This window comes from Palleniella intestinalis (genome assembly GCF_013166595.1).
GTDB lineage: Bacteria > Bacteroidota > Bacteroidia > Bacteroidales > Bacteroidaceae > Prevotella > Prevotella intestinalis.
Genome location: NZ_JABKKG010000001.1, coordinates 1 through 26135, shown reverse-complemented (window position 1 = coordinate 26135; position 26135 = coordinate 1). Strand labels below are relative to the sequence as shown.

Annotated in this window: 23 protein-coding genes, 1 tRNA gene and 1 pseudogene; 12 read left to right on the top strand and 13 right to left on the bottom strand. The window is 46.5% G+C overall.

The features are described from left to right. Positions 1-8: 8 nt before the first annotated feature. From folD to HPS57_RS00085, 8 genes are all read left to right on the top strand, one after another. Entirely contained in the window at positions 9-890 is an 882-nt protein-coding gene (gene folD, locus HPS57_RS00120; protein ID WP_172179127.1) for a bifunctional methylenetetrahydrofolate dehydrogenase/methenyltetrahydrofolate cyclohydrolase FolD, read from the top strand. 595 nt (positions 891-1485) lie between these two features. Then, entirely contained in the window at positions 1486-3921 is a 2436-nt protein-coding gene (thrA, locus tag HPS57_RS00115) for a bifunctional aspartate kinase/homoserine dehydrogenase I (RefSeq protein ID WP_172179126.1), read from the top strand. Positions 3922-3945: 24 nt separating this feature from the next. Further along, positions 3946-5184 (top strand): cofactor-independent phosphoglycerate mutase, encoded by a 1239-nt coding sequence (locus HPS57_RS00110; protein ID WP_172179125.1) that lies wholly within the window; start codon positions 3946-3948, stop codon positions 5182-5184. A 28-nt stretch (positions 5185-5212) separates the two neighbouring features. Continuing rightward, a complete protein-coding gene (thrC, locus tag HPS57_RS00105) occupies positions 5213-6529 on the top strand; it encodes a threonine synthase (RefSeq protein WP_172179124.1) in 1317 nt (438 codons plus the stop codon). A gap of 2 nt (positions 6530-6531) precedes the next feature. Continuing rightward, positions 6532-7221: a DUF4468 domain-containing protein gene (locus tag HPS57_RS00100; protein ID WP_172179123.1), complete on the top strand. Its 690-nt coding sequence runs from the start codon at positions 6532-6534 to the stop codon at positions 7219-7221. Positions 7222-7249: 28 nt separating this feature from the next. Next, positions 7250-7444 (top strand): hypothetical protein, encoded by a 195-nt coding sequence (locus tag HPS57_RS00095; protein WP_172179122.1) that lies wholly within the window; start codon positions 7250-7252, stop codon positions 7442-7444. A 56-nt stretch (positions 7445-7500) separates the two neighbouring features. Next, positions 7501-9660: a putative porin gene (locus tag HPS57_RS00090; protein ID WP_172179121.1), complete on the top strand. Its 2160-nt coding sequence runs from the start codon at positions 7501-7503 to the stop codon at positions 9658-9660. 1 nt (position 9661) lies between these two features. Then, entirely contained in the window at positions 9662-10285 is a 624-nt protein-coding gene (locus HPS57_RS00085; RefSeq protein ID WP_172179120.1) for an HD domain-containing protein, read from the top strand. An 81-nt stretch (positions 10286-10366) separates the two neighbouring features. Here the strand turns inward: HPS57_RS00085 and aroC are convergent, their stop codons facing one another. The 6 genes from aroC to HPS57_RS00055 all read right to left on the bottom strand — a co-directional run bounded on the left by aroC (position 10367) and on the right by HPS57_RS00055 (position 16899). Continuing rightward, positions 10367-11443 (bottom strand): chorismate synthase, encoded by a 1077-nt coding sequence (gene aroC / locus HPS57_RS00080; RefSeq protein WP_172179119.1) that lies wholly within the window; start codon positions 11441-11443, stop codon positions 10367-10369. 51 nt (positions 11444-11494) lie between these two features. Next, positions 11495-12076 (bottom strand): FKBP-type peptidyl-prolyl cis-trans isomerase, encoded by a 582-nt coding sequence (locus HPS57_RS00075; protein WP_172179118.1) that lies wholly within the window; start codon positions 12074-12076, stop codon positions 11495-11497. A 158-nt stretch (positions 12077-12234) separates the two neighbouring features. Next, positions 12235-13278 carry a type I phosphomannose isomerase catalytic subunit gene (locus HPS57_RS00070; protein WP_172179117.1) on the bottom strand — a complete coding sequence of 348 codons (1044 nt, stop codon included), beginning with the start codon at positions 13276-13278 and terminating at the stop codon, positions 12235-12237. A gap of 153 nt (positions 13279-13431) precedes the next feature. Further along, a tRNA-Ser gene (locus tag HPS57_RS00065) sits at positions 13432-13516 on the bottom strand. Between the two features lie 327 nt (positions 13517-13843). Beyond that, entirely contained in the window at positions 13844-15307 is a 1464-nt protein-coding gene (locus tag HPS57_RS00060; protein WP_172179116.1) for a glycoside hydrolase family 10-like protein, read from the bottom strand. A 143-nt stretch (positions 15308-15450) separates the two neighbouring features. Beyond that, the gene (locus HPS57_RS00055; RefSeq protein ID WP_172179115.1) at positions 15451-16899 is read right to left on the bottom strand and encodes an aminoacyl-histidine dipeptidase; all 1449 of its coding nucleotides are present in this window, start codon (positions 16897-16899) and stop codon (positions 15451-15453) included. 89 nt (positions 16900-16988) lie between these two features. On the opposite strand from HPS57_RS00055, the gene HPS57_RS00050 reads away from it, so the two are divergent. The 4 genes from HPS57_RS00050 to radA are packed head-to-tail and all read left to right on the top strand — an operon-like array spanning position 16989 to position 19889. Further along, the gene (locus HPS57_RS00050; protein ID WP_172179114.1) at positions 16989-17207 is read left to right on the top strand and encodes a hypothetical protein; all 219 of its coding nucleotides are present in this window, start codon (positions 16989-16991) and stop codon (positions 17205-17207) included. Between the two features lie 59 nt (positions 17208-17266). Continuing rightward, positions 17267-17878 carry an OmpH/Skp family outer membrane protein gene (locus HPS57_RS00045; protein ID WP_172179113.1) on the top strand — a complete coding sequence of 204 codons (612 nt, stop codon included), beginning with the start codon at positions 17267-17269 and terminating at the stop codon, positions 17876-17878. Further along, the gene (gene nth, locus HPS57_RS00040) at positions 17878-18513 is read left to right on the top strand and encodes an endonuclease III (RefSeq protein ID WP_172179112.1); all 636 of its coding nucleotides are present in this window, start codon (positions 17878-17880) and stop codon (positions 18511-18513) included. The genes HPS57_RS00045 and nth overlap by 1 nt, the downstream gene beginning before the upstream one ends. Further along, positions 18513-19889, top strand: coding sequence for a DNA repair protein RadA (gene radA / locus HPS57_RS00035; protein WP_172179111.1), 1377 nt, complete (start codon positions 18513-18515; stop codon positions 19887-19889). Before nth ends, radA begins: the two co-directional genes overlap by 1 nt. A 123-nt stretch (positions 19890-20012) precedes the next feature. On the opposite strand, the gene HPS57_RS00030 is transcribed toward radA, so the two are convergent. From HPS57_RS00030 to HPS57_RS14270, 7 genes and pseudogenes are all read right to left on the bottom strand, one after another. Further along, the gene (locus tag HPS57_RS00030) at positions 20013-21068 is read right to left on the bottom strand and encodes a mannose-1-phosphate guanylyltransferase (RefSeq protein ID WP_216653351.1); all 1056 of its coding nucleotides are present in this window, start codon (positions 21066-21068) and stop codon (positions 20013-20015) included. Between the two features lie 73 nt (positions 21069-21141). Continuing rightward, positions 21142-21498, bottom strand: coding sequence for a hypothetical protein (locus tag HPS57_RS00025; protein ID WP_216653350.1), 357 nt, complete (start codon positions 21496-21498; stop codon positions 21142-21144). A 194-nt stretch (positions 21499-21692) separates the two neighbouring features. Next, positions 21693-22013 (bottom strand): winged helix-turn-helix domain-containing protein, encoded by a 321-nt coding sequence (locus HPS57_RS00020; protein ID WP_172179110.1) that lies wholly within the window; start codon positions 22011-22013, stop codon positions 21693-21695. 177 nt (positions 22014-22190) lie between these two features. Then, positions 22191-23948: an aspartate--tRNA ligase gene (gene aspS / locus HPS57_RS00015; protein WP_172179109.1), complete on the bottom strand. Its 1758-nt coding sequence runs from the start codon at positions 23946-23948 to the stop codon at positions 22191-22193. A 475-nt stretch (positions 23949-24423) separates the two neighbouring features. Next, positions 24424-25194 carry a DUF4738 domain-containing protein gene (locus HPS57_RS00010; protein WP_172179108.1) on the bottom strand — a complete coding sequence of 257 codons (771 nt, stop codon included), beginning with the start codon at positions 25192-25194 and terminating at the stop codon, positions 24424-24426. Positions 25195-25283: 89 nt separating this feature from the next. Next, complete coding sequence (rfbC, locus tag HPS57_RS00005; protein ID WP_172179107.1) at positions 25284-25835, bottom strand: dTDP-4-dehydrorhamnose 3,5-epimerase; 552 nt, start codon at positions 25833-25835, stop codon at positions 25284-25286. A gap of 179 nt (positions 25836-26014) precedes the next feature. Continuing rightward, a pseudogene (locus tag HPS57_RS14270) lies at positions 26015-26135 on the bottom strand (IS30 family transposase); the annotation flags it as partial.

The window sequence follows — 26135 nt, the reverse complement described above, 5'->3', positions numbered from 1 at the left end:
CCATTCCCATGTACCAATTAATAGACGGAAAAGCAACAGCTGCAGCCATAAAGGCAGAAATAGCAGAAGAGGTCAAGGAAATCATGGCAGCAGGCGGCAAGCAACCGCACCTTGCCGCAGTGCTTGTAGGACATGACGGTGGTTCCGAGACTTATGTGAAAAACAAAGTTCTTGCATGCGAAGCCTGCGGCTTCAAGTCAACCTTGATTCGTTACGAGGACGACATCACTGAGGAAGAACTGCTTGATTGTGTTGACAAACTAAACAAGGACGAGGACGTTGACGGATTCATTGTACAGCTCCCACTCCCGAAACACATCAATGAGCAGAAAATTATTGAAGCCATTGACTACAGAAAAGACGTGGACGGCTTCCATCCTATCAATGTCGGCCGTATGGCAATCGGACTGCCATGCTTCATTTCCGCCACACCACTTGGCATCATCACCCTGCTGAAACGCTACAACATTGAGACCAGCGGCAAGAAATGTGTCGTTCTCGGGCGCTCAAACATTGTAGGAAAACCGATGGCACAGCTCATGATGCAGAAACAATACGGTGACTCCACCGTTACCGTGTGCCATTCACATTCTGCAGACCTCAAGAAAGAATGCCGCGAAGCGGACATCATCATTGCAGCAATTGGCAGTCCTAACTTTGTCACAGTAGACATGGTAAAGGAAGGGGCTGTGATTGTAGATGTCGGCACGACACGTGTACCTGATGCAACACGCAAATCCGGCTTCAAGCTGACAGGTGACGTTAAGTTCGATGAAGTTGCAGAGAAATGTTCCTTTATCACCCCTGTACCCGGCGGTGTCGGTCCTATGACAATCTGCTCACTGATGAAGAACACTCTCTCAGCCGGAAAGAAAGAGTTCTACAAATAAACAATACATGATGAAATAACATCTTGGAAAGGATTTTTTCAAGCGTAAGTTGTGCGAATAATAGTTTGCAGAACTTACGCTCTTTTTATGCACAAGCAAACAAAGTTACACAGTGATTATCAGACACTTGCATTAATTTATTAAACTCAAGATAGAAATCATTTGCCCAATACTTGTCAAAAGGTAACACTTTGCAGGGTGAAAGGTTACCTTTAACATGGCAAAACACAACCTTTTGCATTGTGAAACGTTACCTTTGACCATGGCAGCATTTGCGTTGCACTTTTACGATTGCCCTCTCTTGGTCTCCGTCATACCTTCGCCAATCAGTCATAATACTAAAAAAAGCAAACAAATTACATATTTAATCATAGAAAAGCATCGTTTCTTGAGAAATTATTAGTATATTTGCACTAAATTATCATTCATTGGGCAAAGGCCGGCTTTGCAGTTTGTCTTACGCAAGGGAATCCTCTTTTGTTTTGAGGTCTTGAACGAGGACGGTGCCGAACCAGCATGTGCCCGGATGTGTAACCGTCTCCGTCCCCTTACGTATCGGGGAATGCAAGCAGACCAAAAACATTAATAGAACGAAATGAAAGTATTGAAATTTGGCGGAACAAGTGTAGGTTCTGTTGAAAGTATTCTCAGCCTTAAGCAGATTGTCCTTAACGCTGCAGAAGAGCAACCGGTAGTTGTAGTTGTCAGCGCCCTTGGCGGCATAACCGACAAACTTATCTCCACATCACGCCTTGCCGTTGAAGGCAAAGACGAGTGGAAACAGGAATTTGACGCAATGGTTGACCGTCATCATAAGATGATTGACACCATAATCACTGATTCCAGAAACAGGGAAAAGCTTTTTAACATAGTCGATGCACTTCTAGAACAGTTGCGCTCCATCTACTCCGGTGTCTACCTGATACATGACCTTTCGCCAAAGACTCAGGATGCCATTGTTGCCTATGGAGAAAGGCTTTCGTCACAGATTGTGGCAACACTTATTGAAGGGGCACATTGGTTTGATTCACGGGAGTTCATCAAGACTTCTTCCAAGAATGGGAAGCACATCCTTGATTCAGAATTGACAAACAAACTTGTCAAAAAAACATTTGCCGACCTTCCACGCATCTCTCTTGTGCCGGGATTCATCTCCATGGACAAGGACAACGGCGAGACTACGAATCTTGGACGTGGCGGTTCGGACTATACGGCATCCATCATTGCAGCCGCACTCGGAGCAGAAATTCTTGAGATATGGACTGATGTTGATGGCTTTATGACCGCTGACCCGAGAGTCATACCGGCAGCATACACCATCAACCAGCTATCTTTCATCGAAGCCATGGAGCTGTGCAATTTTGGTGCGAAAGTAATTTACCCTCCGACAATCTATCCGGTGTGTGTAAACAACATTCCTATCAGGGTAAAGAACACGTTCAACCCACAGCATCCGGGAACACTCATCAAGCAGAAGGTTGACGATGACAACAAGCCAATCAAAGGTATTTCGAGCATCAAAGGCACGACGCTTATCACCGTGACCGGTCTCTCCATGGTCGGTGTCATAGGTGTCAACCGCCGTATTTTCACAGCACTTGCCGAGCAGGGCATTTCCGTGTTCCTTGTTTCGCAAGCATCATCCGAGAATTCAACATCCATCGGTGTGCAGGATACCGATGCGGAACGTGCCGTGACTGTGCTCAACAACGAATTTGCAAAAGAGATTGAAACTGGAGCAATGTTCCCTATGTCAGCAGAAAGTGGTCTTGCCACAGTTGCCATTGTGGGTGAGAACATGAAGCATACTCCGGGCATTGCCGGCAAACTGTTCGGTGCATTGGGACGTTCGGGCATCTCTATCATCGCATGTGCGCAGGGTGCTTCAGAGACAAACATCTCGTTTGTCGTGCAGGAGAAATATCTCCGCAAGTCGCTGAATGTTATCCACGACTCCTTCTTTCTCTCGGAATACAAAGTCCTCAACATCTTTATCTGCGGTGTAGGAACTGTAGGCGGCAAACTAATAGAGCAGATACGCGACCAGCAGGAAATACTGAAAAAGTACAGCCGCCTCAACCTCAATGTCGTAGGAATAGCCTCTTCAAAGAAAGCGATCTTCTCACGCGAGGGTATAGACTTGAACAAATATCGCGAGCAACTCGACAAGGCGGAGCCAAGCAATGCAAAGAAAATGCTTGAAGGCATACTGAAAATGAACATCTTCAACAGTGTTTTTGTCGATTGCACAGCATCCATTGAGGTGGCAAAACTCTATCAGGAGCTGCTTGAGCATAATGTCAGTGTCGTGGCCTGCAACAAGATTGCCGCCTCTTCCAAATACACTAATTACAAGCATCTTAAGGAAACGGCACTTGCTCATGGCGTGAAATTCCGCTTTGAGACAAATGTCGGAGCAGGACTGCCTATCATCGGAACAATCAACGACCTTGTGCATTCCGGTGACCGCATACTCAGGATTGAAGCAGTGTTGTCCGGGACACTGAATTTCATCTTCAACGAACTTTCCGAGGATGTGCCATTCTCGGAGACGGTACGTCTTGCCCACGAGAAAGGATATGCAGAACCGGATCCGCGCATAGACCTTTCCGGCATGGATGTTGTCCGCAAACTTGTCATTCTCGCACGAGAGGCAGGCTACAAAGTGGAGCAAGACGATGTCGAGAAGCACCTTTTCGTTCCGGATGAATATTTTGAGGGCAGCCTGGAGACTTTTTGGAAGAGACTTCCGGAACTCGACAAAGAGTTCGAGGCAGAGCGTAAAGTGATGGAAGAGAGCAACATGAGGTGGCGTTTTGTAGCAAAACTTGACAATGGCAAGACAAGCGTCTCACTACAGAAAGTCCCGCAGGAGCATCCATTCTATGAACTTGCAGGCTCAAATAATATTGTGCTTCTGACCACAGAGCGATACAAGGAATATCCAATGCTTATTCAAGGCTATGGTGCAGGAGCTTCTGTCACAGCCGCCGGTGTGTTCGCTAATGTGATGTCCATAGCTAATATATAATGTGAATTGTAAATACAAGAACCTATGAAACACATTATTATAGTAGGTGACGGCATGGCAGACTGGCATAACGAAGAGCTTGGCGGCAAAACTCTGTTGCAAGCTGCCAACACACCTTATATGGATATGCTTGCCAAAAACGGGCGCACAGGCATGCTGAAAACCATTCAGGATGGTTTTCACCCAGGTTCAGAAGTTGCTAATTCCTCCATACTCGGATATGACCAAGAAAAGGTTTACGAAGGGCGCGGACCGCTTGAAGCAGCATCTATCGGCGTGGAACTCGCTCCTGATGATATGGCTATACGCTGTAATCTCATCTGCATTGAGGGCGAGAACATCAAGAACCACTCCTGCGGGCATCTTGACACGGAAGAAGGAAAAGTGCTCATTGAATATCTGCAAGAGAATCTTGGAAATGAAAGAGTTCATTTTTATTCAGGCGTACAGTATCGTCACCTCCTTGTAATCAAAGGCGGCAACAAGAACATACTATGCACCCCGCCCCACGATGTTCCGGGACAGACATGGCGTCCCCTACTTGTCAAAGCAGACAATAACAGTACAGCCTGCAATGAAGCCACAGAGCTAACACCCTGGCAAACAGCTGACCTCATCAATAATCTGACAATCAAGTCACAAGAGCTTCTCGCTAAACATCCGCTAAACATAAAGCGCATTATGCAGGGAAAAGACCCTGCAAACAGCATCTGGGCTTGGGCTGGCGGTTACAGGCCACACATGACAACATTACAAGAGAGATTTCCACAGATAAAAAAAGGTTCAGTAATCACTGCTGTAGACCTTATTCGTGGCATAGGCACTCTTGCGGGGCTGACATGTATTGATGTCGAAGGTGCTACAGGACTCTACGACACAAACTATGAAGGAAAAGCAGAAGCTGCCATAAAGGCGTTAGATGAAGGCGACGACTTCGTATATCTCCACATTGAGGCAAGCGATGAGGCCGGGCATGACGGTAACCTTGAATTGAAAATAAAGACGATAGAAGCTCTTGACTCACGAATAATAGGACCTGTCTGTGAAGCTGTAAATGGAAAGGATGTTGCAATAGCTGTTTTGCCAGACCATCCGACACCTGTCCACCACCGCACGCACACATCCGCCCCTGTGCCATTTCTTATCTATGCACCAAACATCGCCCCTGACTCTGTACAGCAATATGACGAAGATGCTTGTAAAAACGGATGTTATGGGTTGCTTGAGAAAGATGAATTCATAAAGACTCTAATGTCAATCTGACAATTACAAACACAGAAAAAACATTATTATGCTATATTATTCAACAAACAAAAAAGCCCAAATGGCAACGCTTGAAAAGGCTGTTGTAAAAGGATTGGCAGAGGACAAAGGACTGTATATGCCTGAGCATATCAAGCCACTCCCGAAAGAGTTCTACGACAATATTGAGAAAATGTCCTTTCAGGAGATTGCGTACAAGATTGCCGACGCTTTTTTCGGTGAAGACATTGACGCAGAATCCCTTAAGGAGATTGTGTACGACACATTGCAATTTGATTGTCCTGTAAAGAAAGTTACAGAAAACATATACACACTTGAACTGTTCCATGGTCCGACACTTGCCTTCAAAGATGTCGGAGCACGCTTCATGGCTCGAATTCTACAATATTTTTTGAAGAAAGAAGGAAAACTCGACAAAGAGCATCAAGTGAATGTCCTTGTCGCAACATCCGGTGACACAGGCTCTGCCGTGGCAAACGGATTCCTTGGTGTTGAGGGCATACATGTCTATGTTCTCTATCCGAAAGGAAAGGTCAGCCCTATCCAGGAATGCCAGTTTACGACTCTTGGAAAGAATATTACCGCCATTGAAGTTGACGGAGTGTTTGATGACTGCCAAGCACTTGTAAAAGCGGCATTTATGGATGAAGAGTTAAACCGAAAATTGAAACTCACATCAGCAAATTCAATTAATGTTGCACGCTTCCTGCCACAAGCGTTCTACTACTTTAATGCCTATGCTCGCATGAAAGAAAAAGGTCTTGCAGACAAGCTGGTTGTCTGTGTTCCGTCAGGCAACTTCGGAAATATATGTTCAGCACTCTTTGGTAAGCGGATGGGACTGCCGATAAAACGTTTCATTGCAGCCAACAATGCCAACGATATTTTCTACAAATATCTGCAAACAGGAGTCTATGAACCGAAAGCCTCAGTCCAAACCATCGCAAATGCCATGGATGTCGGAGCGCCTTCAAACTTCGCACGTATCATTGAACTGTACAAAGGAAGTCATCAGGACATTTGCGCCGATATTGCCGGTGCCACATACAGTGACGAGCTTATCCGTGAGACAATGAGACAATGCTATGCTACTACCGGATATATACTTGACCCTCATGGCGCATGTGGTTATCAAGCCCTTGAGGAACAATTGCAGGACGGTGAGACGGGAGTGTTCTGCGAAACGGCTCATCCGGCAAAATTCAAGGACACCGTTGACGGAATCCTTTCAACAGACATTGAGATACCGGCACGTCTACAAGCATTTATGCACGGAAAGAAAGTGGTTATACCTATAAACAAAAAATTTAATGATTTCAAACAATTCCTTCTTAATCAACAATAAACATGAAAAAACTTATCATCCTTGCCATTGCCTGCCTCCCTCTAAGCTCAATGGCACAATCCGAATGGGAATTGCCGGAAGACACTAAAGTAGAGAACACTAAAAACTCTAACAGAAAGAAACAGAAAGAGCAGAAAAATACTACAGCTATTTCCGCACATAAGGGGACAAAGCAAGCTATTTCTAAAATAGAGCCAAAATATGCTACAGGAAAAGTGCCGGAAGTGAACGGTAAGGTGGAATGGGACAAGACAATAACTGTTCCCGGTGTTTCTGCTGACGAATTGTACGACCGTGCATTAAATGTCATACAATCTCTTACAAAAGACTCACTGCAATCCGACAGCCGTATAGCCGCAGTAAACAAACGCGAACACATCATCGCTGCGAAACTTGATGAGGAAATGGTGTTCTCCTCCTCGTTCATTTCAAAGGATTTCACACAATTCCGCTATACACTCATAGCCAATTGTAAAGATGGCGCCGTGGATTTCAAGCTCTGCCGCATTTCCTACGAATACAGAACCGACAAAAAGGAAATATACACTGCGGAGGAATGGATTACAGACAGCAAAGCCATAAACAAGAAAGGCACACGGCTTTATCCTCTGAGCGGAAAATTCCGCAGAAAAACTATTGACCGTGTCGGGGAAATATTCAACTATCTTTCAAGAATCAGCAACAATAACTAAGCAAAGAATGGAAACACATAAAAGAAACATGGACAACGAAGATAATGGAGGCAGGAGCAGGGTTTTCATTATACGACAGATTATGAACATCATTTTCATGATTGGCGCAATAGTGGGCGGTCTGCTCTACTGGTTCCAGCCCGAACCAACATTAGGCATTCTTGTCATTATGACAGCCATGTTCTTCAAAATGGCGGAATGTGTATTGAGATTCCGAAAATAACAAGCGGCATCCCAACAGCACCATTCCCTATCATTGTATAACTCATAATTCTATAAGTGGAAAGACTTCTTGTAATATCACTCCTGTTTCTCTGTGCAGCAACAGCCAACGCACAATTTGACGACACACTACTCTCTGACGATGGAACAATGGTCGATGCCGATGGCAATATGACAAACGGACGCCGTGACTCTACCGCTCAACATAAAAAGATTCCTAAAGGACTTTATGTTTGGACAGTAGACGCTTTGTCCGGAGACATTGATGACGCCGAACCTGACACAACCTCCTATCTCCGTATGAACCATGTGTTCCCATCAGGAATATATGGAGAATATCAGACACTTGGCAATAACGGCTCACCACGCCTTAATAGGATTTTCATAGATAGAGATGATGATGACGAGGAATTCATATTCACAAGCGGATGGTCGCAAATCCTTGTCAAACCGCAGGACTTCCATTTCACAAACACCTTGTCTCCAATAACAAACTTTGAGTACAACCAATGCGGCAACAAAACTAACGGTGAAGACCACCTGAAAGCTTTGTTTGCCGTAAACGCCGGCAAGAAACTCGGAGTGGGATTCAAGTTTGACTACTTGTACGCAAGAGGATATTACCAGAACCAAAGCACCTCGCATTTTAACTACACTATGTGGGGCAGCTATCTTGGCAACAGATACCAGGCACATCTGCTGATGTCCACAAACCACCAGAAACAAGCAGAGAACGGTGGCATACTGGATGACAATTACATAAAACATCCGGAAATGTTCACGGACAACTTCAGTGAGAACGAGATTCCCACAGTCCTGAGCAACAACTGGAACAGGCACGACAATCAGCACGTATTCTTCACCCACCGCTACAGTTTGGGCTTCACACGACGTGTTCCAATGACGGAGCAGGAAATAGAAGCAAAAAAGTTTGCCATTGCTGCTGCAAAGGAAAAGGCAGAGAAAGAAAAGAAGGAGAATGAGGAAGCCGGCAACGGGGAAATCATCGAGGAAAAACCACAACAAGAGACAGAGGACTTCACCAAAGAAGAATACGTTCCTGTTACAAGTTTCTTCCATACAGCACAGTTTGACAATTACCGCAGAACATATCTTGCATACAAATCGCCTGAGAATTATTACAGGGATGATTTCTACAATCTGGAGACAGACTCCATCAACGACAGATACAAATATTCATGTCTTCGCAACACTTTCGGAGTCTCTCTTCTCGAAGGATTCAACAAATATGCGAAAGCCGGACTCAAAGTGTTTGCGACAAGTGAACTGAATCACTATTCAAATCCAATCTCACCATACGAATTTAAGAGCTGGAACGATCATAATTTCATTGTAGGCGGACAACTCTCGAAGCATCAGGGCGAGACTTTCAACTTTGATGTCACAGGTGAGGTATGCGTTGCCGGAGACGATGTAGGACAGTTCGAGATTGAAGCTGAGGCGGAAGTCAATTTCCCATTGCTTGGGGACACTGTGACACTGGAGGCAAAAGCTGAGTTCAGTCTTGATGATGCAAGCGAATATTTTGAGACATTTACATCTCGGCATTTCCAATGGAATGAGGACATCGATAATACAACACGCACTCATATCGAAGGTAACTTCTCACTTCAGCGTACGCAAACACGCTTTCGGTTCGCTGTCGACAACATCACAAACTACGCCTACCTCGGCACATCATACGAATTGGGAGAAAACAACGCACACATCGCCACAACAGCAGCACCGCATCAGGCATCGAGTGTACAGGTCATCACAGCGCAGTTATGGCAGAACCTGAAATGGGGCATACTACATTTTGACAATGTGCTCACATTCCAGAAAAGTTCAGACGATGTTGTATTGCCATTACCTAAATTCAATGTCTACAGCACTCTGTACCTGCGCTTTAAGATAGCCCGAGTACTCGCAACAGACTTCGGTGTCGACATGCGCTACTTCACAAATTATTACGCACCGGAATATGTTCCTCAGCTACAAGCATTCGCTATCCAGGAGAACCCGGACATACGCACAAAAGTTGGCAACTACCCTATCTGCAACGTCTATGCGAACTTCCAGCTGAAACAATGCCGCTTCTTCTTTATGATGAGCCATGTAAACTGTTCTGGAAAGGGCAACTATTTCCTAACCCCACACAACCCTGTCAACGGACGTGTGTTCCGCTTTGGACTTAACTGGACTTTCAATAACTGATATGAACCTTGAAATAATGAATTTTATCGAGACAGAGATTCTCCCTCGATACAATGATTTCGACCGTGCACATTCTATACGGCACGCAACAAATGTGATTAACAATTCCCTGAATCTCGCACGCAATATCGGTGCGGACGAGGATATGGCGTATGTCATAGCAGCATACCACGATCTGGGACTTGAAGGTCCTCGCGCCATACACCACATAACATCAGGAAAGATTCTCATCACCGATGCAAGACTGAGACGCTGGTTCTCACCGGAGCAGCTGAAGATAATGAAAGAGGCTGTGGAGGATCATCGCGCCTCTGCTTCAAAAGCTCCGAGAAGCATCTATGGAAAGATTGTTGCTGAGGCTGACCGTGAATTGGAGCCTGAAACCATCATGCGCCGCACAATAGAATACGGTATGGACCATTATCCGGAGAAAACCAAGGAGGAGCATTTTGAACGGTTCTACAAACATTTGGATGCAAAATACTCCGCCCGTGGCTACATCCACCTTTGGATTGCCGGTTCGGAGAATGAACAGCACCTGAAAAACATACGTAATATAATAGCCTCCCCTACACTCCTTCGCAGTAATTTTGAAAGGATTTACGCACAGATTCTCTCGGAATAAGCCCTATCCCTATATAATAAAGAAACTGCTGAGAACCAATTTATAAAACTCCATATAAATTAGTTCTCAGCAGTTTTCTTGTTATCTTGCACTTTTGTTCTTAAGATATTCATCAAGTACAACCATCGCAGCCATAGCCTCAACAATAGGAACTGCACGCGGCAGGACACAAGGGTCATGGCGTCCCTTTGCCTTCAGCACAGTCGGATTTCCTTCCACATCGATTGTCTCCTGCTCTCTCAACAATGTCGCGACAGGCTTAAAAGCCACACGGAAGACAATATCCTGTCCGTTCGACAGTCCGCCTTGTATTCCGCCGCTATGGTTAGTCCGTATCCGTACAGAACCGTCCGCATCCGTATAGAACACATCGTTCTGTTCCGAACCACGAGTACAGACACAATCAAAACCATCACCGTACTCAAAGCCCTTAACGGCATTGATGCTCAGCATCGCTTTGCCAAGGACTGCATGAAGCTTGTCAAACTCCGGTGAGCCGAGCCCTACGGGACAGCCTTTCACTACACATTGGATTATACCGCCAATGGTATCACCTCCCGACTTCACTTCCTTTATCAGCTGTTCCATCTCCGCCGCCTTCTGCAAATCTGGGCAACGGACAGCATTTGTCTCCGCCAATGACAAGTCATATTTCTGATAATCCTTTCCTATCCCGACATTGCCAACCTGCATTGTGTACGCATGAATCTCCACACCAATCTGTCGCAGCACAAGTTTTGCCAACGCACCGGCAACACATCTGCTGATGGTTATGCGTGCAGAGGTCCTGCCACCGCCACGATGGTCACGTATGCCATATTTCTCATGGTATGTGAAATCAGCATGGGACGGACGGAACAAGCAATGCATGTTCTCATAATCCCGGGAATGCTGGTTCTGGTTATAAACGACAAAACCGATAGGGCATCCGGTTGATTTGCCTTCAAATATTCCACTGAGAAACTCAACCTTATCCGGCTCATTACGGCTTGTGGTTATCGCGCTCTGACCGGGACGACGGCGATTCAGCTCCTGCCGAACGAACTCTTCGTCTATTTCTATTCCTGCCGGCATACCATCAACAATACCACCAATGGCAGCACCATGGCTTTCGCCGAAAGTTGTCAACGTAAAGATTGTACCTGTGCTATTCGACATAGTAATCGGGTTATATATTATTGATGATTCTTATATTCCAAGCTCTTCCGCTTATTTGCAACCGCCACAGCCGCCGTCACAGCTTCCACAATCGCCACCATGACAACCACCGCCGCAACTTCCGCAACCGCCCTCACCGGCAAGATGCGACATCATTGCCTGTATCTCCTGTGCCGAAGCCTCAATCTTTTCAACAATGCAGCCGACAAAATTCAGTCTGCGACCGGCCAAAGGATGATTAAGGTCCATCTTTACTGTAGTGTCTGTGATTTCCAGCACATGTCCGAAGAAACGTGCGCCATCCTCATTCTGCAAAGGCACAATAGCTCCGACCTTTATGTTCTCTGCGTCAAACTTTCCGTCGACAGAGAACATGTCCTTGCTCAAATCCAGCACACGGTCAGCGAAATAGTCACCATAAGCATCCTCCTTCTCAATGGTGAAGTCAAAAGTGTCACCGACATTAAGTCCGACTGTCTCTTCTTCAAACTTATCCAATGTCATCGCAAAACCGGAAAGATAGCGGAACGGCACATCCTTTGTTGTCTCTTCCTCAAGAATACGCTCTCCGTTATCTCCAACTGTATAGAGCTTATAATCAACTCCAATCCTATAATTCTTTATATCTGCCATAAGATTCTAATGTTTTTTATTAAGTTTGTGATGCAAAGGTACAAAAAAAAAACGAGATGTCCCCAAAAACAGTTTGGAATCTTTCAGGAAGCATCTCATTTTCTTAAATCTTCACGAACAGCAAAAGCATCTGCAATGCTGCACAAAAGAAAAAGACTCTATTTGTCCGTAATATGCAGGAATCGTGTTGCACGTGACAACAGCGAGCGATCCTTGTTGTCAATGAAAGCATCAAGCAACAACGACCTGCCATTCAACGGAATCACATCATAGTCTGCTATCGCTGCCGGAATAAGGCACGAATGTCCTTCATGAAGGATAATCTCAGACTCCGATGACAAATCGGAACGCATCCGCAGTTTGCAGTCTCCTTCCAAGCACATCGTTATTATGAACGAATCGTATTTCAGAAGATTACGATGAAAAGGAGCCTCGACATCCACGACGCGGACATTGAAGAAAGGTGAGTCAATGCAGTGGTTTGCGCGATGAGCATCATCATCATAAATCGTACGGTATTCGTCTATAACCTCAAAATCAAGAGCCTTTGATGCAAGTTCCGTATGCAGCTCACGAGGTTTGCCGTCCATGCCAAGACGGTTATAATCAAATATACGGTAAGTCACATCGGAAGACTGCTGCACTTCCGCAAGAAAAATGCCGCCACAAATGGCATGAACCCTTCCAGCAGGAAGATAGAACACATCGCCCTTGTGAACCTCATGCTTCGCAAGACTCTCACAGATTGTTCCATCCGCCACCTTTCGCGCATATTCCTCCGGTGTAAGATTTTCCTTGAAACCGGCATAAAGATAAGAACCGGGCTTTGCGTCAATGATGTACCACATCTCACTTTTGCCCATTTTGCCATGCTCCCTCTGCGCCATGTCATCGTCAGGGTGAACTTGTATGGACAAATCCTGCGCTGCATCAATGAATTTCACGAGCAAAGGCAACTCACAATCATATTTCTTGGCGACCTTCTCCCCAAGTATTCCATACGGACACTCCTTGATAACCTCAGAAAGCAATCTGCCTTCCCACCTGCCATTGGCAATGACCGATGTTGATGAAGGCACACAACTCACCTCCCATGACTCTCCGACAGGCGAACCGGTCCTGCCAACTCCTTTCCATTCTTCAAGTCTATTCCCTCCCCAAACCACAGTATGTAGATTTGGCTCAAACAAAAGTGGATACATTTCTTTTTATATTTATTATGGTTACAGTTCTATGGATTCACTATTCTATTTCCATGAAAATCATCAGCCATTTCCCATTCGGCGGATTGACATTTCCCACTCATGGGATTAATAAATGAAAAAGGGCTCATGAATTTCTTCAAGAGCCCTTAGCGGAGAGAGAGGGATTCGAACCCCCGGTACCTCTCAGTACGTCGGTTTTCAAGACCGATGCAATCGACCACTCTGCCATCTCTCCAAAAGGCCTGCTTGCCTGCAAAGGATGAGTGATTTCCTAATTGCGAGTGCAAAGGTACAGCTTTTTCGCGAACTGTGCAAATATTTCGCGAACTTTTTTCTATTTTTCTGCATTTTTGTTGTTTTTGGAGGTGAAAAATGATAAAAACAACGGTTTTCCCCGTAAAATCCAATTTTGACGGCATAGCAAACCGAAGGTGACCTTTTGTACTGAAAAAGGTTACTTCCGACCAATAAAAGTGTGACATTCCGTCATCCGAAAGGTCACACTTCATTTCTTTCATTGCCTGTTCAAACAAAATTCCTTTACAGGAAAACCACAAGCGAACTATCTGCCAAGCGGGCGAGTCACCCAATACCAACCGGGCTTTATCTCCTCTGGAAGTTTTGCATATGGCTGCTGGCATGGCTTGCTCTCATTGCCATAACGGTCCATCGCTGTGACAGCGAAAAACATTTTCATAGGTTTGGCGATTGCTATGGAGGTTTCCTTTCTGCGCACGCACAGCAGATTCTCCGCCTTGCTCACATCCACGGGGTAAGAATCCGACACATACACATTATATAATAAATCCTTCCCATTGCCATTCCAACTCACACTCGTCCCGTCCGCCGAACTGAACACTTTTATATCCGCAGGAACCGGGACAACGTCACTTTCACGGCCGCACATCACAGGCGCAATGGCAGGATAACGGCAGAAGATGTGGCTCACGAAGTCATAAATCCCCTTAACATTATCTGTGAAAAACTTTGAACGGAACATGCAAAATCCCGCACCTTCATGACGAAGAACATAGAGTTCACGCGTAATGTCATCCAAACTCCAGTTGCTCTCACGCGGATGCAACATATAGATTCCCAGTCCCGGCACCATTGCCTTGCCATGGCAGCCTTCTATCCAATCAACAGCGAAAGGATAGAAATTGTCTCCACGGAAATACATCATCGGGTACTCTTGGTCCATATATCCCAATCGCATCCATTCCTTGGCATCCTGCAGCACACGACTTCGCGCGTTCCAGCCACGGCTCCAAAAGCGGCGCGTATCATCATGCTTCCCGACAGGGGAACAACTCAACTTCACCCACGGCCTCACCGCCCTGACGGAATCGTGCACCGCTTTCACGATACGGGTGATGTTCGCCCTCCCAACATCCGCACGCGGCAGTTTAGCCTGCGCTTCCGGATAGCGAATGTAGTCAAGACTGATGCCGTCAACATCGTATCGCCGTGCAATGTCAGCACAATAGCGCGCCAAATATACTGCCGTACGCGAATCTTCCGGACGCATGTATCCCTCCTGCCCTATTCGATAGACAATCCCCGGCTGCGAATTGCGGAGATGCCGGCAGCCCGCCCCATTCCATTTTCCAACTGGAATGGCGACCACCCACGCATGGCACTCCATGCCACGGCGGTGACACTCTTCCACCGCAAAAGAAAGAGCATCATATCCCGGAGACTTTCCGGGGAAACCAGACAAGCAGCCGTCCCACGGTTCGTTGCCCGAAGCAGCTGTCGTCGGGAAAATGCTTGTCGCGCGTATGCGCGTCTGAAGCAACACTGTATTAATGTTCGCACGCTGCAGTTTGTCAAGAATCGTCCGCAGTTCTTCCTGTTGTCGTGCCATGCTGTACTGTGACTGGGAATAAGAATGCGGCCAGTCAAGTCCGCCTATGGTGGTCAGCCACACCGCCCGAACCTCACGTTTGGGATGTTTTATGGCAAAAGAACTGACACCGAACAAGCAAAACAGCGACAGCGCAAATAATATTTTCCGTTTATTCAATTTCAATCAAAAAGATAGAATTCCGCATTTGCATCCACACCGGAATGCAAACGCAAAAAAGACAACAAGACGAAGATGCAGGAATGCACACAAAGACATGACACCCTCGCATCTTCGTCCTATGAATACTTTACTGTTTTTTCTCAGATATTCTTCAATATTTCAAGCAAATGATCCCACACCATCTGCACTGACGGTATGTGGAGCTTCTCGTCCGGAGAGTGCACGCCACGGAGTGTCGGTCCCATGCTAACCATGTCGAGGTTCGGGTAACGCTCTGCAAACAATCCACATTCCAGTCCCGCATGGATTCCCAGAATCTTAGGTTCCTTGCCAAACAACTTGCGGTAAGTCTCCGCAGTAACATCAACAAGATGTGAGTTTGCACGTGGCTGCCAAGCCGGATAGCCATCGCCCTGCTCCACCTCCGCACCGGCAAGCTCAAAGCATGCCTTCACTGTAGCAGCGATATTGTCACGCTGGCTCATGACACAAGAGCGCTGCGATGTAACAATCTCCATTTCATCACATTGCGTGCGAACACTTGCTAGATTGCTTGATGTTTCCACAAGCCAAGAAAGCTCTTCGTCCTGACACATTGCGAACACTCCGTTGTCAACAGCCTGCAAGCAACGTACAATGCGGTTACCGGCTTCCTCCTTTATCACATGACCGGCTTCTGCCGAACCCATCAGCATTTCTATACCCGGCTCGGTGGCATGGTACTCGTCGGCAACTTCCGCAGCAAACACATTCCAGTCCACCTTCACCTCTTCCTTCTTTGCCACTGGAACGGCAAAGACTGCCTTGCAGTCACGCGGAATGGCATTGTGAGCCTTTCCTCCTTCAAAGGAGACAAGGCGCACCGGCATCTTCTGCATTTCATTGTAAAGGAAGCGCGCCATCAGCTTTATGGAATTCGCACGCTTCTTGTTGATGTCGTCCCCAGAATGTCCTCCCAGAAGTCCCTTTATCTCTGCCTCCACAAAGAAGAAGTCACCGCCAATCTCCTCCCTGTTGTACCTGAACACTGCTGTAGTGCCAATGCCGCCTGCACAGGAAATGAAGAACTGCCCTTCATCCTCCGAGTCCAGATTGATGAGATAATCACCGGTCATGAAACCTTCCTTGATGCCCATCGCACCCGTGAGTCCTGTCTCCTCGTCACGAGTGAATACGCACTCTATCGGACCGTGCTCCACATCATTGGAGCGCAGCAATGCAAGCTCCATCGCCACACCGATGCCGTCGTCAGCACCGAGAGTGGTGCGGTCGGCCTTCAGCCACTCGCCCTCAACGTAAGTCTCTATCGGGTCGTTCTCGAAATCAATCTCCTTGCCTGCAAGACTTTCGCAGACCATATCCATGTGCGACTGTAATATCACCGTCGGCTTGCCCTCGTAACCCGGAGTGGCAGGCTTCGAGATGACCACATTGCCGACCTCGTCCACCTTCGTAGGAAGACCAAGCTCCTCACCGACACTCTTGAGATACTCTATAATCTTTTCCTCATGCTTTGAAGGACGCGGGATTTCGTTTATTTTCGCGAACTCATCAAACACGATTTGGGGTTTTAATTCATTTTTAGTCATTATTTAATATAATTAATAAGGTTATATGAACTTTTTTTACTAATTTTGCACCTGAATACATCAGAAATGTGTTGCAAAGATACGAAAAAATGATTGAAACTCTATTATTTTCGATGTTAATTATTGCTATCGGCATGGCATTTATCGGAATAAAGGTGCTGCTGAAACCCGATGGTGAAATGTCGTCAATCCACATCCACGACTCCCAAGCCATGAAAGACAGGGGAATACACTGCGTCATGGACCAAGACAAGGAAGAACGGGAACGCGCAGAAACCGTCAGCAGGAAAATGCGCAAGAAAGCATGACCGCACCCCGAATCACCCGAATCAATCGAGAAACAACAAACAAAAACCATAAACAAGAAATGAACAAGAACATCTTCCGTGCAGCCGCCATCGCTGCACTCACCACTGTCTCACTGACAGCCTGCGACAAATCAAAGAGCGCAGACGAAGCTGCCGCACCGGCACAGAACGCACCGGCAGAACTCAAAATAGCGTATGTGGAGGTCGACTCTATCATGACACAATACCAGTTTTGCAAGGACTACACACAGATTCTTACCAAAAAGGGACAGAACATCGAGGCTACCATCCAACAGAAAGGTCAGGCTCTGCAGACTGCCGCAAACAATTTCCAGCAGAAGATACAGCAGAATGCATACACACGCGAACAGGCAGAAGCCATTCAGGCTGGCTTGCAGAAGCAGAACGCTGACCTTCAGGCTCTTCAGCAGCGTCTTGGCGCAGAGTTCCAGCAAGAGCAGGAGAAATACAACATTGCCCTCCATGACTCTATCGCCAACTATCTGAAAAAGTACAACAAAGACAAGAAGTACTCTATAATCTTCTCAAAATCAGGAGACAACCTCCTCTATGCTGACAAAGCATACGACGTGACAAACGAAATTATCGCAGGACTCAACAAGGCATATAAGCCGGCACCTGCCGCAAAGAAAGAGAACAAGAAAAAATAATGACAAAGAAGGAGCGTACAGAACGCATACTTGAATATTTCCACGCACAGCAACCGGAAATCACCACCGAACTGGAGTTCGGCTCGGTATTCCAGTTGCTGTGCGCTGTCGTTCTAAGTGCACAGTGCACCGACAAACGCGTGAATATGGTGACACCTGCACTGTTCAAGCATTTCCCCACACCACAGGAAATGGCGAAAGCCGAAGCAGAGGACATACTTGCATATATATCAAGCGTAAGTTATCCTAATGCGAAATCTCTTCATCTTGTGCAACTTGCAAGAAAACTTGTCACGGAATTTGACGGTGAGGTGCCACATGATTTCGACGCTTTGGTCTCGCTCCCCGGAGTCGGAAGGAAGACTGCAAATGTGATGCTTGCCGTCGCATTCGACCAAGCTGCAATGCCGGTCGACACACATGTATTCCGCGTAAGCCACAGACTCGGGCTTGCAACGAAAAAAGCCGACACTCCGGAGAAGGTGGAACGCGAACTTGTGAAACTCATTCCGGCAGAACTCTTGTCCCGCGCCCACCATTGGATACTTCTCCATGGCAGATACATCTGCACAGCAAGAAAAGCGCATTGCAATAAATGCCCGATATCAGAATTATGTCCTTCCAAAAACAAATAATGGCAAAAGACAAAACAGCTTATGTCTGCTCCAACTGCGGACAGGAATCATCAAAATGGCTTGGCAAATGCCCAAGTTGCGGACAGTGGAACACATTCCGCGAGATACGTATCGCAGGCAACTCCGCAAAGAGTTCTTTAAGTATCGGGCAGAAAAACACTCCGACATCACACAAACTGCGTGACATAGCAACAAAAGACGAACCGCGGCTCGACATGCACGACAATGAACTCAACCGTGTGCTCGGAGGAGGACTCGTAAAAGGAAGCATCGTGCTGCTTGGAGGCGAACCCGGCATCGGAAAATCAACGCTGACATTACAGACAATACTCAACATCAGCGACATACGCATACTTTACGTCAGCGGAGAGGAAAGTGCGCACCAGCTAAAGATGCGTGCGGAGCGTTTAAGCAAGGGAAGCAGTGCAAACAACGACAACATAGATGTCATATGCGAGAACTCATTGGAGAACATCCTTAATCTCATGAATGACATTCACCCCCAGCTTGTCATCATCGACTCCATACAGACCATCGCCACAGACACAGTAGACAGTTCGCCAGGCTCCCTCACACAAGTGCGCGAATGCGCAGCAGCATTGCTGAGATACGCGAAAACAAGCAGCACACCAATAATCCTCATCGGACACATCACAAAAGACGGAGCCATTGCCGGACCAAAAATCCTTGAACACATCGTCGACACTGTCATACAGTTTGAAGGTGACCAACATCACATGTACCGCATCCTCCGCTCCATAAAAAACCGCTTCGGCTCAACATCCGAACTCGGCATCTATGAAATGCAGCAGACTGGACTCCGGCAAGTGGAAAACCCATCCGAACTCCTCCTCACACAAGACCGGGATGGCATGTCGGGACTTGCCATCTCGGCTGCAATAGAAGGTGTGCGCCCATTCCTTGTTGAGACACAGGCTCTTGTCTCCACAGCAGCCTACGGCACTCCGCAACGTTCGGCAACAGGATTCGACCAGCGACGGCTGAACATGCTGCTCGCCGTGCTCGAGAAACGCGTGGGATTCAAACTGATACAGAAGGATGTCTTCATAAACATCGCCGGCGGACTACGCGTCACGGACATGGCAATGGATCTCTCCATCCTTGCCGCCGTCATCTCAAGCAACATCGACATCCCCGTCGAAGCCGGCTGGTGCATGTGCGGCGAAGTCGGACTGTCGGGAGAGGTGCGCCCCGTAAACCGCATAGAACAAAGGATCGCCGAGGCAGAAAAACTCGGATTCACAGACATCATCATTCCGAAACACAACACCGCAGGCATAGACTTAAAGCGATTCCACATCAGCATCCATCCCGTAAGAAGAGTGGAGGAAGCCCTCAAACTACTGTTCGGATAATCAAATAATTCCAAGAAAATTTTCCGGAAAACAACATACATACAAACAAAACCAACTACGGCAGGCATTCAAACATGAATACCTGCCGTAATTTATGTTGTCCATATACAAAGCTGGCCTTTATCAATCGTGGAAGTTCTTTATACGCTGCTCTTCCGACAATTTACATATCAACAATGTATCGTCTTTCTCTGCTACAATGTAGCCGTCAAGTCCCTGTATGACAACCTGCTTCTCCTCCGTTGTATGCACAATGCAGTCATGAGAATCAATCATACGCACATTGTTGCCGATGCATCCGTTGCCATTGACATCATGCTTGACAAGAGTCCACAACGAACCCCATGTGCCAAGGTCACTCCAACCGAAATCAGAAGGCTGGACATATATTGCCTCTGCATTTTCCATAATGGCATAGTCCACAGAGATACTCTCGCACTCCGGATAAACTTTGTCTATCATAGCCTGCTCCTCGGGTGTGCCATAAACGCTCTCCAAATTCTCGAATATACGGTTTATCGTAGGAGCGTAAAGGCGGAAGGCATTGACAATGGTTGAGACGCTCCACACAAAGATTCCTGCATTCCAGAAATAGTTGTTCTGCTTGACATACTCCTTGGCTGTCTCAAGGTCAGGCTTCTCACGGAACTGCTCGACGGCAAAGATTTCCTTGTTGCGCAGAGTGTTTGAAGCAAGGTCCGCCTGTATGTACCCATAGCCGGTCTCCGGACGTGTCGGCTTCATTCCAAGAGTGACAATGGCATCGCTCTCACTTGTGAACTGTAAAGCAGACTTTATCACGCGCTGGAACTCCTGTGTGTCTGTAACGATATGGTCACTCGGTGTCACAACAATATTGGCATTCGGATTCTTTGACTTTATGCGCCAGCTGACATAACAAATACATGGAGCTGTATTGCGGCGGCAAGGTTCACTGAGAATATTCTCACGTGGAATCTCAGGCAACTGCTCATGAACTTTCTCCACATAAGCAGCATTTGTGACTACCCATACATTTTCCGGGGCACAGATTCCTGCGAAACGCTGCATTGTCAGCTGCAACAACGACTTTCCTACACCAAGCACATCAATGAACTGCTTTGGTGTCTCTTCTGTACTCATTGGCCAAAAGCGGCTGCCTACGCCACCCGCCATAATCACGAGGTTATTATTCTTCATAAATATATCAGGGGATTAAAATTATTACCGTATTACTGCATCATCAGCGCATACCCTTTTCTGCATCAGACAATTACAGGCTGTCGAAGAAATCATCAAAAAGACCGGGCGCCCCCTTCTGTTCCTCCTCATGCTGCTCCACCGCATTTTCTTCTTCCTGCTCCCTAAATTGAAGCATCAGTTGCCTGGACTCTCCGGAATCAGGATTCAGGCGGTAAAAACCGCGCGCTCCCACACGTTCGATAAGAGACCCGGGAGTCTTACTCCGTCGCTGAAGATAGGAGGCTACATCACGACTGACTTCCTCCATGGATATTGTCTCAAAGAACGTATTGTGGGCATTGTATACATGCCGCACAATCTTCCTTAACGGCAATCCGTCAGGAATCCTCAACAACAATTCTGTTATGTCCTTACTGTAATCTGCCAAATGATGCGTGAATCTTTTTTATTACTTTCGTTGTATCTAATCAGGAGAAAAGCATACTTTTGCACAAAAGCAACCTTCCTCTAAAAGAGCAAAAAGGAATTCTGCCTGCCTTATAATGGACCGGTAGAATTCCTTTGTTTATTAAGAGTGAGATATTTCAGAAAACGACTCCTTATTGATGAGCCTTTTCTTGATTAAGCAAGGATGAGTTTGTCTGCTTCTGCAGCAACCTTACCTTCTTTCATCAACCAGCCGGCTCCCATGAGCACTTCTGTCTCACTGATGTTTGCAGCCTTTGCTATCTCTGCCACTGTCATTGGCTGTGCCTCACTTGCGAGTGTCTGATAAACATCACCTGCACGGAAGCCTATATTCTCAACTGCCATGTCAACAGCCTTGGCTGTCTTGGTTGCACAAGTTTTCTTTGTTGTACAAGCCTTTTTCACTGGTGCAGCTTTCGCCACCTTTGTTGCTGCTGCCTTTGTTGTTACAGTAGCTGTTTTCTTTTCTGCCATAATTATTTACCTGAAAAAATATAAGTCTCTTTTCGTAATTATGATGCAAAAGTAAACATTATTTTCGACATGAGCAACAAGAATCGCACGATATTTCAAGCATTTACGCCATTTTGACAACAGACACGCACTTTTATTGACAAACATCAAAGTCCACGACGACTAAACATCAAGGATTCAATCCTTCAAGTCCAATTTCAGTTGCAACTCATCAAGCTGCTTCTGGTCAAGAGTTCCAGGTGCGTCAAGCATTACATCGCGCCCACTGTTGTTCTTAGGGAATGCAATGACATCACGTATGGAGTCCAAGCCTGCCATAAGACTTACGAAACGGTCAAAGCCGAATGCGAGTCCTGCATGTGGAGGAGCACCGTACTTAAATGCGTTGATGAGGAAACCGAACTGCTGCATTGCTTTCTCAGGAGTGAACCCAAGCACTTCGAACATCTTTGCCTGCAGCTTGCCGTCATGAATACGGAGTGAGCCGCCACCGACTTCCACACCGTTGCATACAAAGTCGTACGCCTTTGCACGAACCTTTGCAGGGTCAGTGTCAAGCAATGGAATGTCATCCGGATTAGGCATAGTGAACGGATGGTGAGTAGACATCAGACGCTGCTCCTCCTCACTCCATTCAAACAGAGGGAAGTCTATGATCCAGAGGCACTCGAACTTGTCCTTGTCCATCAGTCCAAGGCGCTTGCCCATCTCAAGACGCAAAGCGCACAGCTGCACACGTGTCTTGTTAGGCTGCTCACCACTAAGGATAAGAATCAAATCGCCTTTCTTTGCTCCACACTTGTCAGCAACAGCCTGCAACTGTTCCGGAGTATAGAACTTATCTATGGATGACTTTATCGTACCATCGGCATTCAGCTTTATGTACACCAGTCCTTTTGCACCAACCTGCTGTGATTTCACAAAATCAGTCAACTGGTCAAGCTGCTTGCGAGTGTAGGTTGCACAGCCATCAGCAACAATACCGCCAACATAGTTAGCGGAGTCAAACACCGCAAACTGTCCTGCCGGGAAAACCTCCTTCAGTTCCCGGAACTCCATTCCGAAACGAAGGTCAGGCTTGTCAGAGCCATATTTTTCCATCGCCTCCTTCCAAGTCATCTGACGCAGCTTTGCAGGAAGTTCCACGCCTCTGATTTCCTTGAACAGTGAGCGCGCCATATCCTCAAAGATTGCTATGACATCGTCCTGGTCAACGAAGGACATTTCACAGTCAATCTGTGTGAACTCCGGCTGGCGGTCAGCACGCAAGTCTTCATCACGGAAGCATTTCGCAATCTGGAAATAACGGTCAAACCCGGACACCATGAGCAACTGCTTCAAAGTCTGCGGAGACTGTGGGAGAGCGTAGAACTGTCCCGGATTCATGCGTGAAGGCACAACGAAGTCGCGCGCCCCTTCAGGAGTGGAACCGATCAGAATAGGTGTCTCAACCTCGATAAAGTCACGTGAGTCAAGGAAATTGCGTATAAGTATCGCCATGCGGTGACGCAATTCGAGATTCTTGCGGACGCATGAGCGACGCAAATCAAGGTAACGATACTTCATTCGCAGTTCATCGCCACCGTCAGTATTGTCTTCTATCGTGAAAGGAGGAGTCTGGCTCTCGCTTACAATATTCAGTTCGGAGACTATTATCTCTATATCTCCTGTCGCAATCTTGGAGTTCTTGGAGTAGCGTTCTGCCACAACACCTGTCGCCTGAACGACATACTCACGTCCAAGATGACCGGCTTTCTGGCGGAGCTCCTCCGGAGCATCATCACTGAACGCAAGCTGCGTAATGCCATATCGGTCACGGAGGTCAACAAAAATCAAAGCACCGAGATTGTGCACGCCCTGCACCCAACCGGCGAGAGTCACTGTCTGACCTACATTCTCTATGCGGAGTTCACCGCAGGTATTTGTTCTGTACATCTTACTATATAAATAATGTATGTTTGTTTACGGAATGCAAAATTAAGAAAAAATTATGGAATAATCAAAATTTCCCTTGTTTTTATTTGCTATAAGAGAAAAAAGTTGTAATTTTGCACATGGGTCATACTGGTTAGATCGGGGAACTCATCAAATAATTCAAGAAAACTGAGAACGCGTGTACTCAATGGCGGGCCACAACGGAGCAGGTTATCGCGAGGTCACTGTCGAGACTTGTCCTTCAAACCTCACCTCTGCCCTACTCCAAGCCATATTTTCAGAGCCGGTGGATTACAAAGATACATGGCACTCTACCTACATAAGGAGTTTTCATCACAATCACAGTATGACCCTTTTTCACTCCACACAGACTTTTTTCAACAAACCGTTCAAACAATAAAGCAGCAAAGGCTCCTTTTCGAAGCCTTTGCTGCTTTATTGCAATCACACCATAAATTATTGCCAAGAATCATGTTCAAAGGACTTTCATTGTCAGTTTCCCTTGCTTGGAAACAATCATCTTTATCCTATACGATGTAGGCGAGTCAGGCACACAGACAGAGGCTGTCAGCTCAACACTGCCGTTTGAAACCCCATCTATGCCAATATCACTCAGCACTGCCTGCCGGAGATATGACTCCGGAACATATTTTGCAAAATCACGCTTATACACGTCTGCAGAGAAAAGCCGTTGCGCACCTTTATAGACACACACATTAATGACATTATCGTAATAGACTTTCTCCACCAATATGCCATTCTCATTGTACGATGTCCTGACAACCTTGTATGTCGAAGGGTTGACTTGCGTATACACATGATACCTGTCCTCACCATCCCCTACTATGGAGTCACGCTTTATCAGGCGATGCTGGTTAAGCACAACAGGCTTCCTCCCGTCAAAGATGTATTTGTCATAAGGATTGTCCGACTTGCACAGATGCACAGCATCACCATTACGGTTCTCAAAATCGAAAAGGTGAGCCGTATGCCTTGTGATAGCATAACGCGCCTCGGTGTTTCCGCGAAGCATCAGCGTATCACCTATAATGGCAAAATAGACAGGAGACAGCATGGAATCCGCATAGATGATACTGTCGCCTTTCACCATCATCGTCACCTCACCATCGTCACCGTTAGTCCAAACGCCTTGCAGAAGAGCTTTCGCGTCCTTGTCTTCTTCAAGAACGGCAGTATTGTCCCTGACGGCATCATAACATGACACAGACAGCAAACAGGAAGCCATAAAAAAGAATATCTTACGCACAGCAGTAAAATCCATTTATCATCCAAACAACACCTGCCGTTCACACCGCACTGCAAACGGCAAGCCTCTTACCCGAAGACCTCGGCATCCTTCAGCCACTTCGCCTTCATATCCTTCTCGCTCGTCAGGATTTCATTTGCGTCTATCGGCCACTTGATATTAATGTCCGGGTCATCAAAGCGGATGCTCGCCTCACTCTGCGGAGCATATACATTATCTACTTTATAAGTGAAGACAGCCTCATCGCTAAGCACAAGGAAGCCGTGGGCGAATCCCCTCGGAATAAAGAACTGAGTCTTGTTGTCCTCGCTAAGTTCCACCATGACATATTTTCCGAATGTCGGCGAGCCTTTCCTGATGTCAACCGCAACGTCAAGCACCCTGCCCTTTATCACACGGACAAGTTTTGCTTGCGAGAATTCGCCTTTTTGATAATGAAGGCCACGGAGGACGCCATAGCTTGACTTCGACTCGTTGTCTTGGATGAACTCTGTATGCCCTCCAATGTTAGCGTCAAAATCCGCCTGACGGAATGACTCAAAGAAATATCCGCGCTGGTCGTTAAACACTTTTGGCTGAATGATATAGACTCCCTCTATTCCGGTTTTTTTGTATTCCATGTTCTATTATTTAGTATGTTAGAATTCTATTATCAGCATTTAGAATGAATTCTCCAATCGTCTTGCAAAGTTACCTCTTTTATTTCACGTACGCAACTATTTTGGATATTTTTATAGAAAACTCAGCCATTTATTGCTTTGTAAAGAGTCAACCCGCAAGTGCAATTGTTTTTGCAAAGTTACATAAAGAATTTGAAAAACTCCCTTACCGGCGTAGAGAATTTCAGTTTTTCCCTTGGTCTCTTGTTGATTTTGTGCTGTATCATAGCAATTTTCTTGTCCGATACAGTGCTTATGTCC

What these genes read in the sequence shown, in the direction of transcription:
- folD (WP_172179127.1), top strand. Translation starts at nt 9, where the DNA reads ATGTACCAATTAATAGACGGAAAAGCAACAGCTGCAGCCATAAAGGCA.
- thrA (WP_172179126.1), top strand. Translation starts at nt 1,486, where the DNA reads ATGAAAGTATTGAAATTTGGCGGAACAAGTGTAGGTTCTGTTGAAAGT.
- HPS57_RS00110 (WP_172179125.1), top strand. Translation starts at nt 3,946, where the DNA reads ATGAAACACATTATTATAGTAGGTGACGGCATGGCAGACTGGCATAAC.
- thrC (WP_172179124.1), top strand. Translation starts at nt 5,213, where the DNA reads ATGCTATATTATTCAACAAACAAAAAAGCCCAAATGGCAACGCTTGAA.
- HPS57_RS00100 (WP_172179123.1), top strand. Translation starts at nt 6,532, where the DNA reads ATGAAAAAACTTATCATCCTTGCCATTGCCTGCCTCCCTCTAAGCTCA.
- HPS57_RS00095 (WP_172179122.1), top strand. Translation starts at nt 7,250, where the DNA reads ATGGACAACGAAGATAATGGAGGCAGGAGCAGGGTTTTCATTATACGA.
- HPS57_RS00085 (WP_172179120.1), top strand. Translation starts at nt 9,662, where the DNA reads ATGAACCTTGAAATAATGAATTTTATCGAGACAGAGATTCTCCCTCGA.
- aroC (WP_172179119.1), bottom strand. Translation starts at nt 11,443, where the DNA reads ATGTCGAATAGCACAGGTACAATCTTTACGTTGACAACTTTCGGCGAA.
- HPS57_RS00075 (WP_172179118.1), bottom strand. Translation starts at nt 12,076, where the DNA reads ATGGCAGATATAAAGAATTATAGGATTGGAGTTGATTATAAGCTCTAT.
- HPS57_RS00070 (WP_172179117.1), bottom strand. Translation starts at nt 13,278, where the DNA reads ATGTATCCACTTTTGTTTGAGCCAAATCTACATACTGTGGTTTGGGGA.
- HPS57_RS00055 (WP_172179115.1), bottom strand. Translation starts at nt 16,899, where the DNA reads ATGACTAAAAATGAATTAAAACCCCAAATCGTGTTTGATGAGTTCGCG.
- HPS57_RS00050 (WP_172179114.1), top strand. Translation starts at nt 16,989, where the DNA reads ATGATTGAAACTCTATTATTTTCGATGTTAATTATTGCTATCGGCATG.
- HPS57_RS00045 (WP_172179113.1), top strand. Translation starts at nt 17,267, where the DNA reads ATGAACAAGAACATCTTCCGTGCAGCCGCCATCGCTGCACTCACCACT.
- nth (WP_172179112.1), top strand. Translation starts at nt 17,878, where the DNA reads ATGACAAAGAAGGAGCGTACAGAACGCATACTTGAATATTTCCACGCA.
- radA (WP_172179111.1), top strand. Translation starts at nt 18,513, where the DNA reads ATGGCAAAAGACAAAACAGCTTATGTCTGCTCCAACTGCGGACAGGAA.
- HPS57_RS00030 (WP_216653351.1), bottom strand. Translation starts at nt 21,068, where the DNA reads ATGAAGAATAATAACCTCGTGATTATGGCGGGTGGCGTAGGCAGCCGC.
- HPS57_RS00020 (WP_172179110.1), bottom strand. Translation starts at nt 22,013, where the DNA reads ATGGCAGAAAAGAAAACAGCTACTGTAACAACAAAGGCAGCAGCAACA.
- aspS (WP_172179109.1), bottom strand. Translation starts at nt 23,948, where the DNA reads ATGTACAGAACAAATACCTGCGGTGAACTCCGCATAGAGAATGTAGGT.
- HPS57_RS00010 (WP_172179108.1), bottom strand. Translation starts at nt 25,194, where the DNA reads ATGGCTTCCTGTTTGCTGTCTGTGTCATGTTATGATGCCGTCAGGGAC.
- rfbC (WP_172179107.1), bottom strand. Translation starts at nt 25,835, where the DNA reads ATGGAATACAAAAAAACCGGAATAGAGGGAGTCTATATCATTCAGCCA.